Below are 15,388 nucleotides of genomic sequence, written 5' to 3'. Positions count from 1 at the left end.
GGACGTTGATGGAGCGGTAGTTAATACCTCACGCGGACCGCCGCGAAATATTCCGAAAGGCAATCGGCGAGAGACAAACGCGCCGCGCGGCCGCCTGGGTCACCTTCTTGCTGGTTCCCGTCTGCGCGCCCGTTTTCACGGCGCCCACTCTGCATTTCTTCCAATTGCGGGATTCCATCTACTTCGACGGAGGAGTTGTCGTGCGGCCTTTTACCCTGATTTTTCTGCTGTTCGTGACGCTGTTTTCCGGATGCGCGGCTTACCGGACACATGAGGCGCGCAGCGATTCCGGTGCGCTCATCGGATCGAATGTTCTCGATCTCGTCGCGGCGGTCGGCATTCCCGACAAGACGATGAAACTCGTGGATACGAATACGCCGGGCGACCGCATGGTGATGCAGTGGAACTTCTCGAATTCGGATGCGGCGTTCGAAATGAACGTGATCCTGCTCGATCTGAAGATCGGCGGCGCCGGCAAGTGCAGCATGACCGCGACCACCGAGCGCTGGGGCGGCAAGGTGCTGTCCGTGAACTTTCCCCAGGCGCACGTCGACAGCATGAACTCCGACTACAGCGCGTGCGAGCCGCTCGTCGCGGAAGCGCTGACGCATATCGGCCACACGCCCATCGATCCCGCTTTCGACTCGTTCAAGCTCGTCGGCGCGGCCAAGTAAGCGCGCCCGGCACTCGCACGCGACGATCTTCTTACCAACTATTTCTCCGGGAAACAGGTTGTGTCGTCGATCGGTGCGAGTGCCTTCGCTCTAAAGAAGGATTGCGAAACATCTTGTGATAGTGGAACGTCATCGCGCGCCTTGAACGGATCTGCAATCCTATCGAAACCTTACCTGTAGTCCTTTAGTCATCGAACGGCACGTATAGTCCCCGCAGCGCGCTTTTTTGCCTGTATTTCCTGTCTGCGCTGAAGCCAACTACATCGCCCGCCGATTTGACAACTCTCCCGATCCAAGACCGTTTTCGCCGCGCCCTGTCGCGATCTCTTGCAAGAACCGCATTCGTCGCGGGGATGACTTTCCTCGTTGCGTATCCGCGTGCGCCGTTCGCCGCCGTCGTGATGAATTTTTCGCATGCCGATATAAACGAGGTCGTGCGCGCGATCGGACTCGCCACGGGCAAGACGATCATCGTCGATCCGCGCGTGAAGGGACAACTGGATCTCGTCTCCGAGAATCCGGTTCCCGAAGACGAAGCGCTCAAGACGCTGCAATCCGCATTGCGTATGCAGGGCTTCGCGCTATTGCAGGATCACGGCGTACTCAAGGTCGTGCCGGAATCGGAAGCGAAGGTTCAGGGCGTGCCGACCTATGTCGGCAATCAGCCCGTCGCGAAGGGCGATCAGATCGTCACGCAGGTATTTCAGCTTCGCAGGGAGTCCGCGAACAGTATCCTGCCGACGCTGCGGCCGCTGATTTCCCCGAACAACACGATTGCCGCCAACCCGAGCAACAACACGCTGATCGTGACCGATTATGCGGATAACGTGCGCAGGATCGCGTCGATCATCGCGGGCATCGAAGGGGCGTCGAGCCCGCATATCGCGGTCGTGCAGCTCAATTTCGCGGATGCGACGGCCGTCTCGCAACAAGCGCAGAAGTTGCTGGATCTGAACGGCATCGGCAACGGCGATCCGACGCAGAAGGTCGTCGTCACGCCGGACGCGAGAAGCAACGCGGTCGTGCTTCGGTCGAGCGGCGCCGCGCGGCTGTCCGACGCCGAATCGCTGATCGTCAAGCTGGACACGCCGACGCGCGCGCCGGGCAACATTCATATCGTCAGCCTGCGCAACGCCGACGCCACCGATATCGCCAAGACGCTGCGACGGATTCTCGGCCAGACAGGCGGCGGCGATTCGCAATCGGGCTCGGGCAACGGCGGCGGCAATCAAAGCTCGTCGGGGCTTCCGAGCAGCAACGGCACGCTGCCGCCGCTGCCGGGCGGCATGGATTCGGCATCGTCGGTGAGCGCGACGTCATCGTCGGCGTCTTCCTCGAAAAGCCCTTTCGGCGGGATGCAATCGCGCTCGGGCGATGACAAGGACGAGCAAGGAAGCGGCGAAGTCGTCGCGGACGTGTCCACGAATTCGCTCATCATCACCGCGCCCGAACCGGTGTTCAGAAACCTCGCCACCGTGATAGCGCGGCTCGATCAGCGCAAGGTTCAGGTGTATATCGAATCGCTCATCATCGAAGTGGCTTCCGACAAGGAAGGCGAATTCGGCATCGAATGGCTGACGGCTGCGGGGCTGCAGTCCGTCGCCGCGACCACGACGAACGTCGGCCTGGTCGCGGGATTCGGCAATATCCTCGGCACCAAGGGCCTGTTCCGCGCATTGCAGTCGAACTCGGATGTCAACGTGCTGTCGACGCCGAGCCTCGTCACGCTCGACAATCACGAGGCGCGCATTCTCGTCGGCACCAATGTTCCCATCGAGTCCGGGTCTTATTCGACGAACACGACGAGCTCGTCATCGGTATCGGCGTTCAACACGTACGACCGCAAGGATGTCGGCGTGATGCTGAACGTCAAGCCGCAGATCAATCAGGGCGGAACGCTGACGCTGCAGGTCTATCAGGAAGATTCGAGCGTGCAGAACGGCACGGCGGATCAGGCGGGCGGCTACAGCATCGACAAGCGCTCGCTGCAGACGACCATTCTCGCGGACGACGGCCAGATCGTCGTGCTCGGCGGACTGATCAGCGACAACTACACGAACGGCAATTCCCGAATCCCGTGGCTTTCGAAGATTCCGGTGCTCGGATCGCTATTCAGGCACGAGACGAAAAGCCGGCAGAAGACGAACCTTCTGATCTTCCTGAGGCCGGTGATCGTTCGCGACGCGTCGCAGCTTCAGGCGATCGCCGCGGATCGCTACGGCTACATGCAGGCGCGCTCGGCCACGTACAAGAGCGACAACTGGCTGGAGAAGGACGACACCGTGCCGGCGCTGCCCCACATCGATGGATACGATCACGGCGACGGAACCAACGTGGTCGATCTGACGCATGTGCGAAACGCGGCGCAGCCCGCGACGCCTGGAACCGAGCGTTCATCGCCCGCCCGCTGACACCGCGGCGCGCCTGCGCTGCAAGAACCGGCGCACCGCCGGATCGCGCTCCAGTCCGATCGCGAGATCGTAGGCGGCGAGCGCCTCGTCCGTCGCGCCGACGCGAGCGAGCAGATCGGCGCGCGCCGCCCAATACGGCTGATAGTCGGCGAGGCGCGGATCGTCCGCGTAGGGCGCGAGCGCATCGAGCGCCGCCCGCGCGCCGTCGCGTTCCGCCAGCGCGAGCGCGCGGTTCACCGCCACCACCGGCGACGCCGCGATCCCGAACAGCGCATCGTAGAGCTGCACGATCTCGTCCCAGTTCGGCCGATGCGTGCGGCAGCGATGCACATGCGCCGACTGCAACGCGGCCTCCAGCTGAAACCGTCCGATCGCGTTGAAAGCGTTCGCGCGCCGCAGCAGCCTGTCGGCTGCGTCGATCATCGGCGCGTTCCATGTCGACGGATCCTGAGCCGACAGCGGCACGTAGTCGCCTGCCGCATCGCGTCGAGCGTCGCATCGCGCCTGGGCGTAGAGCATCAGCGCAAGAAGGCCGAGCGTCTCCGGTTCATCGGGCAGCAAGTCGACGAGCAGATGCGCGAGAAACAGCGCCTCGCCGGTCAGATCGCGCCGCGCGGCATCGCCGCCGAGCGGATCCGTCCATCCTTCGGCATACACCGCGTACACGGCTTCGAGCACCGCGTCGAGACGGCCCGGCAAGTCTTCGCGCTCCGGCACGCTGAACGGAATGCCGGCTTCGCGGATCTTGTTCTTCGCGCGCACGAGGCGTTTGCTCATCGCGGCGGGCGACATGAGAAACGCGGAAGCGATCGTCTTCGCTTCGAGCCCGAGCACCACTTGCAGCATCAGCGGCGTGCGGATCGCGGCCTCGAGCGCGGGATGCGTGCACGCGAACAGCAGCCCGAGCCGCCGGTCGGGCAATGCGCCGGCTTCGTGCTCGTCGATTTCGCCGGAGAGAATCGTCAGTTGATGCGCGACGTCGTCACCGACCCGGCGATGGCGCGCGCCGTCGATCGCCCGGCGGCGCGCCACCGTCATCAGCCACGCTTCGGGATTCGCCGGGCAGCCGCGCTTCGGCCAGTCCGCGAGCGCGGCCGCGAACGCGTCGGCGAGCGCGTCCTCGGCTGCGGCGACGTCGCGCGTACGCATCGCCAGCAGCGCGACGAGCTTGCCGTAGCTGCGTCGCGCGACCAATTCCGCTACCGCGCTCGCGCCGTCAGCGGGCTCGCTCATCCGGCGGATGGCGCATCGTAAGGCGCGGTCCACACCGGACGCACTTCCATGAGGCCGTGCGCCGCGCCGGGACAGCGCGACGCCCACGCGATCGCCGCGTCGAGATTGGGCACGTCGATCAGGTAATAGCCGGCGAGCTGCTCCTTCGTATCGGAAAACGGCCCGTCGAGCACTTGCGGTTTCCCGTCGACGAGCCGCACCGTCGTGGCCGTGCTCGTGTGCTGCAGCCGGTTCGCGCCGACGAGCGCATCCGCCTTCTTCAACGATTCCGTGTACGCCTGATACGCGGCGACGCCCTGCTGCCGCTCGCTGTCGGTCATCTGGTTCCAGCGGTTTTCGTCCGAATAGATCATCAGCAGATAGTGCATGTGAGCCTCCGTCACAAGGTCGATGCGGCCGGATCATCCGGGCGCCATCACGATGACGCGCGGGCCGTGCGCCGATGGACAGATATCGCGAAAAAATTCACCCGTCCTTCCGAGACGGCCACGTATTCTCGAAGACGCATTCCTCTGTCGAACGGCGCGCCGCCCAACGCTCGCTTTCGAGCATCGGCGCATCGTAGAAGCGTTCGACATGCCCGACGCAAAGAATGGCCACGGGCCGCGCGCCGGCGGGCATGTCGAGCAGCGCGGCGACTTCCACGGGATCGAACAGCGAGACCCAGCCCATTCCCAGCCCTTCGGCACGCGCCGCGAGCCACATGTTCTGGATCGCGCACGCGACGGAAGCGAGGTCCATCTCGGGCAGCGTGCGCCGTCCGAAGACATGATGCTCGCGGCCGTCCATCAGCGCCATCACCAGCACTTCGGCGCACTCGCGCAATCCTTCCACCTTGAGCCGCATGAACGAATCGCGGCGTTCGCCGAGCGCATCGGCGGTCAGCACGCGTTCACGTTCGACCGCATCGCGCAACCGCGCGCGTAGGTTCGCGCAGGTAATGCGCAGGATGCGCCACGGCTGCATGAAGCCGACGCTCGGCGCGTGCAGCGCGGCGTCGATGAGGCGCTGCATGACGTGCGGCGACACCGGATCGCCGACGAAGTGACGCATGTCGCGACGCTCGCGGATCGCGCGGTAGACGGCTTCGCGATCGGCGTCGCTGAAAGCTTTTTCCATGGATGTCGGCAGGGTTGGGCTGATGGATTGGGGATGATATCGGGGCGGCTCGTTTTCGTCCGCGACGGCGACAAAATCATGCGCTGTCTACTTCGCCACTCAATCGACCTTGTTAGGAATAAGCGTATTGCGCTGTTGATGTGTCTTACTCCATTGTTTCGGCTTCCAAACGAATTAAGCGAAACAACCATGCCGATTCCCGCATACATGTGGCTGAAGGACGATGGCGGTTCGCCGATCAAGGGCAGTGTCTCCGTGCAAGGGCGCGAGGGCAGCATCGAGATCATCGGCTTTGGACACGGCCTGACGCTTCCGGTCGATGGCAACGCCGGCAGGATTATCGGCACGCGCATACACGCGCCCATGTCGATCGAAAAAGAGTTCGATGCGGCCAGCCCGTATCTGTACAAAGCGGTTGCCAAAGGGCAAACCCTTCGATCTGCCGAGATCAGGTTCTATCGGATCAATGACGCTGGCCGGGAGGAAAACTACTTCACGATGCTGCTGGAAGGCGTGAAAGTGGCCGGCGTTCATCCCGGTTTCGCGAACACGAAGATCGCCAGCATGAGCCCGCTCAATCACGTCGAGGCCGTATCGCTCATGTATGACAACATCACCTGGCACTACCTGGACGGCAACATCAAGTTCTCCGACGCGTGGACGGAACGCTAGGCTCGGGGGAACGAGATGGCTCTGCGGGGAAAGTTCGTGGTCGATAATGCGCCGATGCTGACGCTTGTCATGGCTGGTGTCGGGGCGTTTCAGGCGTTTTCCGGGAACGATAACTATCGCAACCGCGGGGGTTGCACTGCGATGCGCGGAGCAGGCCCTATCCCTGCCGGCAAATATTGGATCGTGGAGCGTCCGGCCGGCGGGATCAAATCTCAAGCTCAAGCGTGGGCGAAAGACGCATGGAACACTGTAACCGGGAATCCATCCAGCCACGGCGACTGGTTTGCTCTTTACCGGGATGACGGGCTGATCGATGACTGGACTTGGGTAAATGGAATCAAGCGCGGCAACTTTCGCCTTCACCCGATCGGTGGCCAAGGCGTTTCATATGGTTGCATTACGCTGAAGAGCCGGGCAGATTTTCAACGACTTCGCCAAGCCCTTTTACAGACGACATCCATTGCGGCAGGCACTTCCGGACTGCAAGCGTATGGCTGGATCGAGGTGATCACTGTTGGCAACAGTTGTCCGTAAGCTAATCAAGGTAGCGCTTTTCAGCGGCCTGTTTCTATTGGCGGTGCGTTACGTGCACACTTATCCGTTGCCGATGACCGAATCGCAACAGCACGTCCTGCTCGTCATCGCTGACTCAGTGGGCGTCGAGGATGCGGAGATGCTCTACATTCTGTCCATGACGACAGTCGACCTGCTTGTGGCCATCGTCGCCTATAAGGTCATCATGAAACTCTGGCGTCGCCGACATACGGGGCGAACAAGTGAACGCGCGTAGAAAACGGGCGCGCACATATGAGGTAATCCATTCGACGACCCTCGCGCAAAAAAAAGCGCCGCGGGCATTCAGCCCGCGGCGCCATTGCGCGACGCTACGACGAAACCGCTCGCCGTAGCCCGACAGCACGCTTACATCTGCACGGTGTCGGCGACTTCCTTGAAGTCTTCGATCTGGTCGAAGTTCATGTACTGATAGATCTTGTCGCCATTGGCGTTGAGCACGCCCATGTCGGCCATGTACTCTTCCTTCGTCGGAATTCTGCCCAGGCGCGAGCAGATGGCCGCCAATTCCGCCGAGCCGAGATACACGTTCGTGTTCTTGCCGAGACGATTCGGGAAGTTGCGCGTCGACGTCGACATAACCGTCGCGCCTTCGCGCACCTGCGCCTGATTGCCCATGCACAGCGAGCAGCCCGGCATTTCGGTGCGCGCGCCCGCCGTGCCGAACACGCCGTAGTGACCTTCTTCCGTCAGTTGCTTCTGGTCCATCTTGGTCGGCGGCGCGACCCACAGCTTGACGGGAATGTCGCGCTTACCTTCGAGCAGCTTGGACGCCGCGCGGAAGTGACCGATGTTCGTCATGCACGAACCGATGAACACCTCGTCGATCTTCGCGCCGGCCACGTCCGACAGCGTCTTCACGTCGTCCGGATCGTTCGGGCAGGCCACGATCGGCTCGTGAACGTCGGCCAGATCGATTTCGATGACGGCGGCGTATTCGGCATCCGCATCCGGTTGCAGCAGTTGCGGATCGGCGAGCCATGCTTCCATAGCCTTGATGCGGCGCTGCAGGCTGCGCGGGTCCTGATAGCCCTGCGCGATCATCCACTTCAGCAGCGTGATGTTGCTGTTGAGGTACTCGATGATCGGTTCCTTGTTCAGATGCACCGTGCAACCGGCGGCCGAACGCTCGGCGGATGCATCCGACAGTTCGAACGCCTGCTCGACCTTCAGATCCGGCAGACCTTCGATCTCGAGGATGCGGCCCGAGAAAATGTTCTTCTTGCCCTGCTTGGCCACGGTCAGCGTGCCCGCCTTGATCGCGTACAGCGGGATCGCGTTGACGAGATCGCGCAGCGTGACGCCCGGCTGCATCTTGCCCTTGAAGCGCACGAGCACCGACTCCGGCATGTCGAGCGGCATCGTGCCGGTGGCGGCCGCGAAGGCGACGAGACCCGAGCCCGCCGGGAAGCTGATGCCGATCGGGAAGCGCGTGTGCGAGTCGCCGCCGGTGCCGACGGTGTCCGGCAGCAGCATGCGGTTCAGCCACGAGTGGATCACGCCGTCGCCCGGACGCAGCGCGATGCCGCCACGGTTGCTGATGAAGTTCGGCAGCGTTTGATGCGTCTTCACGTCGACGGGCTTCGGATAAGCCGCCGTGTGGCAGAACGACTGCATCACGAGGTCGGCCGAGAAGCCGAGGCACGCCAGGTCTTTCAGTTCGTCGCGGGTCATCGGGCCGGTGGTGTCCTGCGAGCCGACCGAGGTCATCTTCGGTTCGCAATACGTGCCCGGACGCACGCCTTGGCCTTCCCGCAGACCGCACGCGCGGCCGACCATCTTCTGGGCGAGCGAGAAGCCACGGCCGCTGTCGGCCGGCTGCTGCGGCAGGCGGAACAGCGTCGACGGAGCCAGACCCAGCGCTTCACGCGCCTTCGCCGTCAGTCCGCGGCCGATGATCAGCGGAATGCGGCCGCCGGCGCGCACTTCGTCGAACAGCACGTCGGACTTGACCTGGAACTCGGCGATCACTTCGCCGTTCTTCAGCGCCTTGCCCTCGTACGGACGCAGTTCGACGACGTCGCCCATTTCCATCTTCGACACGTCGAGTTCGATCGGCAGTGCGCCGGCATCTTCCATCGTGTTGTAGAAGATCGGCGCGATCTTGCCGCCCAGGCACACGCCGCCGAAACGCTTGTTCGGGATGAACGGAATGTCTTCGCCCGTGAACCACAGCACCGAGTTGGTGGCCGATTTGCGCGACGAACCCGTGCCGACCACGTCGCCCACATACGCGACCAGATGGCCCTTCTCTTTCAGCGATTCGATGAACTTGACCGGACCGCGCTTGCCGTCTTCTTCCGGCGTGATGCCGGGACGCGCGTTCTTCAGCATGGCGAGCGCATGCAGCGGGATGTCGGGGCGCGTGGTGGCGTCCGGCGCGGGCGAGAGGTCGTCGGTGTTGGTTTCGCCCGTCACCTTGAACACGGTGATGGTCAGGCTCTGCGGCACTTCCGGACGGCTCGTGAACCATTCGGCGTCGGCCCAGCTTTGCAGCACGGCGCGCGCGTTGGCATTGCCCTTGTCGGCCAGTTCCTTGACATCGTGGAACTGGTCGAACATCAGCAGGGTTTTCTTCAGCGCGTTCGCTGCCACCGTGCCGACTTCGGCGTCGGAGAGCAATTCGATCAGCGGCTGAATGTTGTAGCCGCCCAGCATCGTGCCGAGCAGCTCGGTGGCGCGCGCGCGCGAGATCAGCGCGCAGGCGGTCTCGCCCTTGGCCACGGCGGCAAGAAAGCCCGCCTTGACGCGCGCGGCTTCGTCCACACCGGCGGGCACGCGGTTGGTGATGAGATCGAGCAGAGCCTGCTCTTCGCCTGCGGGCGGGTTCGTCAGCAGCTCGACCAGTTCGGCGGTCTGCTGCGCCGTCAGCGGCAGCGGAGGAATGCCGAGCGCGGCGCGCGCGGCTACATGAGCACGAAAGTTTTCCAGCATGGGGGGACCGTTGCCTTTGCGTTTCAGTGAAGGCTTTGCAAACAAGCCGGGATGTTCTGGGCACTGCGTTGCCCGCTATTCTAATTGCGACGCTGCGTTGCGTCAAACGTCTTATGTCTTATGTCTTATATAAGACTTGCCGGACGCGGGAAGGCCGGTCGTGTCGGGCCATGTCGAACGGTCATCGCATCGCCGTTCGAAACGGGAACCATGGCGCGCTAGTTCTGAAGAATCTTGCTTCCCTTCATCACGATGTCGCTATCCGCCGTCACGCTGATCTTGCCGCTGCCCTTGACGCTGATGTCCTTGCCCTTGATCTGGATCGTGCCGTCCTTCTTCATGACGATGCTGGCATCGCCCGTAACGAGACTGATCGATTCGTCCGCGTTGATCGTGAGGTTCTTGCCCACCTTGAGCGCGTCATCCTCGCCGACGGACGTCGTGCGCCCTTTCGCCACCGTGCTCGACTGCGCGCCGTCGATCGACTCGCTCGCGTCCTTCGCGACCGACACCGTCTGCCCGCCGCCGACGCTGAGCGACTGATCGCCCGTTACGCTCGTCGCCTGGTTGCCGCCGACGCTCACGGTCTGATCCGAACCCACCGTGACGGTCTGGCCGGAGCCGACGCTGACCGTCTGACTCGCACCGATCGTCTCCGTGTGATACGCGCCGACCGTCACCACCTGGAACGCGCCGATCGTCACCTCCTGCGCCGCGCCGACGGTAATCGTCTCGTTGATGCCCACGCTGTGCGTGCGTTGCAGGAGGACCGTCGCGGTCTCGCTCGCCTTCACGGTCTTGGTGCGGTTCGCGCCGATCGTGATGCTCTCGTTCACGCCGACCGTTTCCGTGCGGTTCATCACGACGTCGATCTTCTCGTTGTTGCCCACGGTTTCGGTGCGGTCGTGCTTGACGACCGTCGTTTCGTCGTGATCGATGTTCTTCTTGCGGTCATGCCCGACCCAGTGCGTCTCGTCGTTCTCGACTTCGATGTCCTGATTCTTCTCGGCATGAATGAGCACCTGCTCGGCGCCCTTCTTGTCCTCGAAACGCAGTTCGTTGCAGTTCGCGCCGCTTCCGCCTTTGCTCGACCGGCTCTTGATGCCCGACTGCGTCATGTTCGCGGGCAGATCGTAAGGCGGCATCTGTTCGGCGTTGTAGACGCGTCCCGTGATGATCGGCCGGTCGGGATCGCCTTCGAGAAAATCGACGATCACTTCCTGGCCCATGCGCGGAATCGCGATGGCGCCCCAGCCCTTCCCCGCCCAAGGCTGCGATACGCGGATCCAGCACGAACTGTTCTCGTCGCGCTTGCCCTGCCGGTCCCAGAAAAACTGCACTTTCACGCGGCCATATTGATCGGTGTAGATTTCGTCGCCCCCCGGCCCGACCACGACCGCCGTCTGCGGTCCCTGCACGAACGGCTTGCGCGCCGTGCGGGCGGGCGCGAACGCCTGCTTCGCGTCGATCGCGGAGAACCAGCATTCGCAGCGATTCGCCTGCGCGCCGTCGAAGGCTTCGTAATCGGCGAGTTCGATCTCGTAACGCGTGCGCGTCACGAGATATTGCGTGTTCTGGTCCGCGCGCGGATGCCGCGTCAGCTTGAGCAGCGCGCCCGCGCGCACGTTCTTGCTGTTGGTGCGCGCCTCGACCTGATGCCAGTTGATGCCGGGATCGTCGGGCACGCTGCCTTCGATGCGCCATTCGTCCGCACGCGACTTCGCGCGGCTCTCGCCGTGATCCGCTTCCACATAGCCGCCCGGATAGTCGAAATGTTCGAGCCCGGAGAACGCGTCGAAGCCCTGCATGTGCTTCGCGGCCTGCTTCTGCAGCGGCCGCGACGGGTGCTTGAAGTCGTAATCGGTGAGCAGCCAGTTATGCGTTTCGATCGCGTGATGCGTGCGCCACTCGCTGACGAATTCGATGTCGGGCGCCGCCGCCTGCACCGCGCCGTACGGCAGCGATTCGCAGCCCGCGACGCTCTCGTGCGCGGCGAGCGTATCGGTCAGGATCAGCGACTCCTTGCCATCCTTGTCCTGAAACCAGTAGTAGATGCCTTCGTCTTCGAGCAACCGGCTCACGAAGTTGAAGTCCGATTCGCGATACTGCACGCAGTATTCGCGCGGCGGATGCGCGCGCGTGCTCGCCTTCCATTTGATCTCGCCGAATTCGAGCCCTTTGTAGACGGGATCGGCGAACACGGCCTTCACGATCTCTTCGACCGTCTTGTTCTGAAAGATGCGGCAATTGCTGCGCCGCGAGAGCAGCCACAGCCACGGCCGCACCGCCGCCTCGTAGATGTGGAGCCGTCCGCGCATGCCCGCTTGCCGGAAGCCCACGACATAGCCGGCGAACACGCGCGGCTTCGCCTTCGGCACGTTGAGCGACACGCTCACGCGCTTGCCGAGGATGCGGCTGAAGTCGAGGTCCGCGCGCTTCGAGACGAGCGTCAACTCGATGCGTGGCATGCGCCCGAGTTCCGCGCGCGCGGAAAGGCTCAGAAAGCGCAGGTCGTCGCCGAGCGGCGTGTCGACGCTCGCGAGCGGCTTCTGCGCTACGGCATCGTTGCTGGCCATCGGCGCACCGGCCTCGCGCTCAGCCGACGCGCTTCGCAGCGCCGCGCAGCGAAATGTCCGTCACCATACGATCCTCCGTCCCGGTCCGCATCCGTCGCGCGCCTCGTGCGTGCGATCCACCGAATAAACGAAACGCGCCTGAGGTTTTTGAAGTCCGCGCTTCGTATGCACGGCGACGCCGCGCGTTGAAAGGTTCGCGCGCGTGCCTTCAAGGGCAAACATTTCAGCGCCACGCGAGCCGGAATTATTTTCGCGCAACGGACATTCATCGCTTGACGCGGTTTTGAAGCGGTCCATAAAATCCACAATCTTCAACGATTGGGCGAATGCCTTGGACACTTGCAGTAGTCGACCTTCGAACGAAATCTCCGCCTGAGCGACTCACGTCCGCGCCTTTTCAACGCCGCCGTTTGTCACCCAGGCAAGCGGTGCGCGCCGTAGTACTTCGCAGTCACTCAAACGTGCACCTCGATCCGCCCCAGATGGCGTGATGCCGCCGTGCGTCCGCCGTCTGGTTCTGCCGCCGCCTCGCAGTCGGCCGTGCGCGCGCGCCTGTCGCCAAGCGCGCGCATGCGGTCATCCGCGGGCCGGACGGCGGTCAAGTCAGATAAACAATATTTGCCACGGGGTGCATCATGTCCACGCCAACCAACGTCTCTCCACCGGGCGTCCCGCCACGCAGCGCCGTGCTCGACGATGCGCACGTCGGCGATATTCGCGGCGCCTTCGGCTCCATCGCGCATCACGACACGGCGCCGCGCGGGTCTTGGCGGGCGCGTTTGCGCACGCTTCTCGCGATACTCGGGCCGGGCCTCATCGTGATGGTCGGCGACAACGATGCAGGCGCGTTCGGCACCTACACGCAGGCGGGCCAGAACTACGGCACGAGCTTGCTCTGGACCATGCTGCTGCTCGTGCCCGTGCTGTACGTGAATCAGGAGATGGTGCTGCGTCTGGGCGCAGTGACGGGCGTCGGCCATGCGCGGCTGATCTTCCAGCGCTTCGGCAAGTTCTGGGGCGCGTTCAGCGTCATCGATCTGTTCCTGCTCAACGCGCTGACGATCGTCACCGAGTTCATCGGCATCACGTTCGTGCTCGATTTTTTCGGGCTGCCCAAGGTCGCGGGCGTCTGCGTCGCGGCCGCGCTGACGATGGCCGCCGTCAGCACCGGCGACTTCCGCCGCTTCGAGCGCTTCGCGGTCGTGCTATGCGTGCTGAGCCTCGTGCTCGTGCCGGTGCTCGTCGCGATACATCCGCCGGTGTCGCAGATGACGCGCGATTTTCTCGTGCCCAACTGGCCCACGCACGCGAAGCTGTCGGACGTGATGCTGCTCGTGATCGGCATCGTCGGCACGACGGTCGCGCCGTGGCAGCTCTTTTTCCAGCAGAGCTACGTGATCGACAAGCGCATCACGCCGCGCTTCATGAAGTACGAGAAGGCCGATTTGTGGATCGGCATTGCGTTCGTGCTGGTCGGCTCGGTCGCGATGATGAGCTTCACCGCGGCGCTGTTCGCCGGGCATCCGGAGTTCGGCAGCTTCACCGATGCCGGCGGCGTCATCGCCGGCCTCGAAAAGTACGCGGGCCGCACGAGCGCGACGCTGTTCGCGGTCGCGCTGCTCGACGCGAGCATCATCGGCGCCGCGGCCGTGTCGCTGTCGACCGCGTACGCCATCGGCGACGTCTTCAAGATCCGGCACTCGCTGCATCGCGGCGTGACCGACGCGAAGGGCTTTTATCTGGTCTACTTCGGCATCGTCGCGCTCGCGGCCGCGATCGTGCTGATTCCGGGCAGCCCGCTCGGCCTGCTGACCGAAGCGGTGCAGACGCTCGCGGGCGTACTGCTGCCGAGCGCGACCGTGTTCCTGCTGCTGCTTTGCAACGACCGCGCCGTGCTCGGTCCGTGGGTCAACTCGAAGAAGCTGAACCTGTTCACGGGCTCGGTCATCTGGGTGCTCGTGATGCTGTCGATCATCCTGACGGCCGCCGTGATGTATCCGGACATCAGCGGCGAGACGATCATCGGCGTGCTCGCCGGCGGCACCGTTCTGGCGATCGCCGGCTTCGCGGCGAGCGTGCTGCTGCGTCGCGTGGGCGCCTTTGCACAAACGACGAAGACGGCGCAAGCGACGCACACGAGCGTCGATCGCGCGCAACGCGACACATGGCGCATGCCGCCGCTCGACACGCTCGCCCCGCAGAAAATGACACTCGCCACGCGCATCTGGATGGGCGTGCTGCGCGGCTATCTGGTGATCGCCGTCGGGCTCGTGATCTTCAAGGTGCTGCAGATGACGTTGCTGAAATGAGCGCGCGCTTGCGACGCGACGCTACTTGATCGTCGCGTCGCCGTGTGCCTCGGCTTCGCGCCCGGACTGATCCGGCCCATCCTCTGCTTCGATCGACGCCTGCGCCTGTTGCCAGAACTCTTCGGCGCGACCATCCGGACTGCCTTCGCGCTCCCAGATCTCATACGCACGTCGACGGATGCGGTCCTGCTCCTTCTGTTCGTCCACGATTCCCTCCCGGTTGCGCGATTTACGCCGCTCGCGCTTGCGTTGCGCATGTGCGCTCACCGGCAAAGCAACCGGCATGCCGCATGCATCTTTTGAAAGTCAGACGGAATCGAGCAGCGTTTTTTCGAAGCACACGGCGCCGCGCTCATCGGCCGGCGTGCGGCGATACCCGCTGGCTTCGCAAAAGCGCGATGCATTCGACTCGCCCGGCGTCGTCACGACGCAGACGGTGTGATAGCCGAGCAGACGCGCTTCCTCTTCGAGATACGACAGGATGATCGCTTCCAGCCCGCGATACTGCGGGCGAACGTAGAGCCGCATCAGTTCGGCGGCGTGATAGCTCTGCCGCCGGATCGCGCCGCATCCCATTGCTTCGCCCATCGCGTTGCGCGCCACCACGTAGCGCGCGCGGATGCTCCGCAGATCGTCATCGGCCACGCACTGCTGCCCGCTTTCGCCCGTCAGCGCCGCGTGATAGGCCGAGCGTTCGTCGCACAGAATGCGCGCGTCGAGCGAGTCCGGATCTTCGCTGCCGATATAGACGGTTTGGGAGTCGTCCATGCTTGCCTCGGATGAATGAAGTCTCGTGCTCCTTTCAGCAACGAGCATTCCGCGAAAGCATCGACGCGTCGTGTTCCATAAGGACGGGTTACGGACGACCGACCGCTAAGTTTTCGGCC

General features: G+C 63.6%; 14 protein-coding genes. 6 read left to right on the top strand and 8 right to left on the bottom strand.

Annotation, left to right across the window (positions count from 1 at the left end):
• Nucleotides 1–200 precede the first annotated feature (200 nt).
• Nucleotides 201–674 carry a hypothetical protein gene (locus NCS03_RS29950; RefSeq protein WP_008345806.1) on the top strand — a complete coding sequence of 158 codons (474 nt, stop codon included), beginning with the start codon at nt 201–203 and terminating at the stop codon, nt 672–674.
• A 353-nt stretch (nt 675–1,027) separates the two neighbouring features.
• A complete protein-coding gene (locus NCS03_RS29945; protein ID WP_250530416.1) occupies nt 1,028–3,085 on the top strand; it encodes a secretin GspD/PilQ domain-containing protein in 2,058 nt (685 codons plus the stop codon).
• Here NCS03_RS29945 and NCS03_RS29940 read toward each other — a convergent pair.
• The 3 genes from NCS03_RS29940 to bluB all read right to left on the bottom strand — a co-directional run bounded on the left by NCS03_RS29940 (nt 3,068) and on the right by bluB (nt 5,437).
• On the bottom strand, nt 3,068–4,318 hold the full coding sequence (locus tag NCS03_RS29940; protein WP_008345809.1) for an RNA polymerase sigma factor: 1,251 nt from the start codon (nt 4,316–4,318) through the stop codon (nt 3,068–3,070). The genes NCS03_RS29945 and NCS03_RS29940 overlap by 18 nt on opposite strands.
• Complete coding sequence (locus tag NCS03_RS29935; protein WP_008345811.1) at nt 4,315–4,686, bottom strand: YciI family protein; 372 nt, start codon at nt 4,684–4,686, stop codon at nt 4,315–4,317. Before NCS03_RS29935 ends, NCS03_RS29940 begins: the two co-directional genes overlap by 4 nt.
• Nucleotides 4,687–4,783: 97 nt before the next feature.
• Complete coding sequence (bluB, locus tag NCS03_RS29930) at nt 4,784–5,437, bottom strand: 5,6-dimethylbenzimidazole synthase (protein WP_008345813.1); 654 nt, start codon at nt 5,435–5,437, stop codon at nt 4,784–4,786.
• Between the two features lie 189 nt (nt 5,438–5,626).
• On the opposite strand from bluB, the gene NCS03_RS29925 reads away from it, so the two are divergent.
• The 3 genes from NCS03_RS29925 to NCS03_RS29915 are packed head-to-tail and all read left to right on the top strand — an operon-like array spanning nt 5,627 to nt 6,899.
• Complete coding sequence (locus NCS03_RS29925; RefSeq protein WP_250530415.1) at nt 5,627–6,109, top strand: Hcp family type VI secretion system effector; 483 nt, start codon at nt 5,627–5,629, stop codon at nt 6,107–6,109.
• Nucleotides 6,110–6,124: 15 nt separating this feature from the next.
• Nucleotides 6,125–6,643: a DUF2778 domain-containing protein gene (locus NCS03_RS29920; protein ID WP_250530414.1), complete on the top strand. Its 519-nt coding sequence runs from the start codon at nt 6,125–6,127 to the stop codon at nt 6,641–6,643.
• The gene (locus tag NCS03_RS29915) at nt 6,624–6,899 is read left to right on the top strand and encodes a hypothetical protein (RefSeq protein WP_250530413.1); all 276 of its coding nucleotides are present in this window, start codon (nt 6,624–6,626) and stop codon (nt 6,897–6,899) included. The genes NCS03_RS29920 and NCS03_RS29915 overlap by 20 nt, the downstream gene beginning before the upstream one ends.
• A gap of 131 nt (nt 6,900–7,030) precedes the next feature.
• On the opposite strand, the gene acnB is transcribed toward NCS03_RS29915, so the two are convergent.
• From acnB to NCS03_RS29900, 3 genes are all read right to left on the bottom strand, one after another.
• Nucleotides 7,031–9,616, bottom strand: coding sequence for a bifunctional aconitate hydratase 2/2-methylisocitrate dehydratase (gene acnB, locus NCS03_RS29910; RefSeq protein WP_250530412.1), 2,586 nt, complete (start codon nt 9,614–9,616; stop codon nt 7,031–7,033).
• A gap of 218 nt (nt 9,617–9,834) precedes the next feature.
• Nucleotides 9,835–12,192, bottom strand: coding sequence for a type VI secretion system Vgr family protein (locus NCS03_RS29905; protein WP_250530411.1), 2,358 nt, complete (start codon nt 12,190–12,192; stop codon nt 9,835–9,837).
• 60 nt (nt 12,193–12,252) lie between these two features.
• A complete protein-coding gene (locus NCS03_RS29900) occupies nt 12,253–12,531 on the bottom strand; it encodes a hypothetical protein (RefSeq protein WP_250437823.1) in 279 nt (92 codons plus the stop codon).
• Between the two features lie 296 nt (nt 12,532–12,827).
• On the opposite strand from NCS03_RS29900, the gene NCS03_RS29895 reads away from it, so the two are divergent.
• The gene (locus NCS03_RS29895; protein WP_250530410.1) at nt 12,828–14,501 is read left to right on the top strand and encodes an NRAMP family divalent metal transporter; all 1,674 of its coding nucleotides are present in this window, start codon (nt 12,828–12,830) and stop codon (nt 14,499–14,501) included.
• Nucleotides 14,502–14,522: 21 nt separating this feature from the next.
• On the opposite strand, the gene NCS03_RS29890 is transcribed toward NCS03_RS29895, so the two are convergent.
• Nucleotides 14,523–14,786: a DUF2934 domain-containing protein gene (locus NCS03_RS29890; protein ID WP_008345827.1), complete on the bottom strand. Its 264-nt coding sequence runs from the start codon at nt 14,784–14,786 to the stop codon at nt 14,523–14,525.
• Between the two features lie 21 nt (nt 14,787–14,807).
• Nucleotides 14,808–15,269 carry a GNAT family N-acetyltransferase gene (locus tag NCS03_RS29885; RefSeq protein WP_008345829.1) on the bottom strand — a complete coding sequence of 154 codons (462 nt, stop codon included), beginning with the start codon at nt 15,267–15,269 and terminating at the stop codon, nt 14,808–14,810.
• Nucleotides 15,270–15,388 lie beyond the last annotated feature (119 nt).

This window comes from Caballeronia sp. ATUFL_F1_KS4A, assembly GCF_023630905.1.
GTDB lineage: Bacteria > Pseudomonadota > Gammaproteobacteria > Burkholderiales > Burkholderiaceae > Caballeronia > Caballeronia zhejiangensis.
This window is presented reverse-complemented; position numbering and strand designations above follow the sequence as displayed.

Coding starts and splice junctions, on each gene's coding strand:
- NCS03_RS29940 (WP_008345809.1), bottom strand. CDS start 4,318: ATGAGCGAGCCCGCTGACGGCGCGAGCGCGGTAGCGGAATTGGTCGCG.
- NCS03_RS29905 (WP_250530411.1), bottom strand. CDS start 12,192: ATGGCCAGCAACGATGCCGTAGCGCAGAAGCCGCTCGCGAGCGTCGAC.
- NCS03_RS29920 (WP_250530414.1), top strand. CDS start 6,125: ATGGCTCTGCGGGGAAAGTTCGTGGTCGATAATGCGCCGATGCTGACG.
- acnB (WP_250530412.1), bottom strand. CDS start 9,616: ATGCTGGAAAACTTTCGTGCTCATGTAGCCGCGCGCGCCGCGCTCGGC.
- NCS03_RS29945 (WP_250530416.1), top strand. CDS start 1,028: ATGACTTTCCTCGTTGCGTATCCGCGTGCGCCGTTCGCCGCCGTCGTG.
- NCS03_RS29890 (WP_008345827.1), bottom strand. CDS start 14,786: ATGCCGGTTGCTTTGCCGGTGAGCGCACATGCGCAACGCAAGCGCGAG.
- NCS03_RS29895 (WP_250530410.1), top strand. CDS start 12,828: ATGTCCACGCCAACCAACGTCTCTCCACCGGGCGTCCCGCCACGCAGC.
- NCS03_RS29935 (WP_008345811.1), bottom strand. CDS start 4,686: ATGCACTATCTGCTGATGATCTATTCGGACGAAAACCGCTGGAACCAG.
- NCS03_RS29925 (WP_250530415.1), top strand. CDS start 5,627: ATGCCGATTCCCGCATACATGTGGCTGAAGGACGATGGCGGTTCGCCG.
- NCS03_RS29885 (WP_008345829.1), bottom strand. CDS start 15,269: ATGGACGACTCCCAAACCGTCTATATCGGCAGCGAAGATCCGGACTCG.
- bluB (WP_008345813.1), bottom strand. CDS start 5,437: ATGGAAAAAGCTTTCAGCGACGCCGATCGCGAAGCCGTCTACCGCGCG.